The sequence below is a fragment of the Agrobacterium sp. 16-2014-1-2a genome (genome assembly GCF_053522705.1).
The window spans coordinates 1-671 of record NZ_JBNWBX010000027.1 but is presented as its reverse complement, the minus strand read 5'-3'; the positions used below and the strand labels follow the sequence as shown (position 1 = coordinate 671).

Sequence of the window (671 nt, the reverse complement as noted above, 5' to 3'; positions counted from 1 at the left end):
AGGATCTCGCCGGGGATTTCGCGGAAGTAGGTATAAAGCATCCACACCACGATCGGCAGGTTGATGAAGGTGAGCATGACGGTCAGCCCAATGCGGGTATCGAGCAGGCCGGCATTGCGGAAGATCAGGTAGATCGGCACCAGCACCGCCACCCCCGGCATCATCTTGGTGGAGAGCATCCACATCAAAATGTCCTTGGTGCGTTTGGTCGGCGAGAATGCCATGGCCCAGGCGGCGGGAATGGCGATCATGAGCGCGATGATCGTCGAGCCGAGCGACAGCACGACCGAGTTCATGAACGGCTTGAAGTAATCGCGCTGGGTCTGCACGGTGATGTAGTTTTCGAGCGTGCCCGAGGGAATGAGGCTGAAGCCTGCGATCGCCTCCGGCTCGGTCTTGATCGAGGTGAGGAAGGCGTAAAGGATCGGGAAGAACAGCAGCAACGCCACGGCCCATGCCGCGATGGTGAAGCCGATCTTTGCGCGTGTCGTTGTCTTGCGGGCCATGATCGCTTCTCCTTAACGGTCGAGGTTCTTGCCGACGGCGCGCATCAGGAAGATGGCGACGATATTGGCGAGCACGACGGCGATGATGCCACCGGCCGATGCGCCGCCGACGTCGTAGCCCAGAAGCGCCGTGCGATAGATGAGGAAGGCAAGGTTGGTCGAGGC

Annotated in this window: 1 protein-coding gene and 1 pseudogene; both read right to left on the bottom strand. The window is 60.4% G+C overall.

Annotated elements, in window-relative coordinates:
- Window positions 1-506: carbohydrate ABC transporter permease (locus tag ACQZ45_RS27035; protein WP_421440793.1), on the bottom strand; the 506-nt coding region annotated here is incomplete at its 3' end.
- Window positions 507-518: 12 nt separating this feature from the next.
- Window positions 519-671, bottom strand: a pseudogene (locus ACQZ45_RS27030) (sugar ABC transporter permease); the annotation flags it as partial.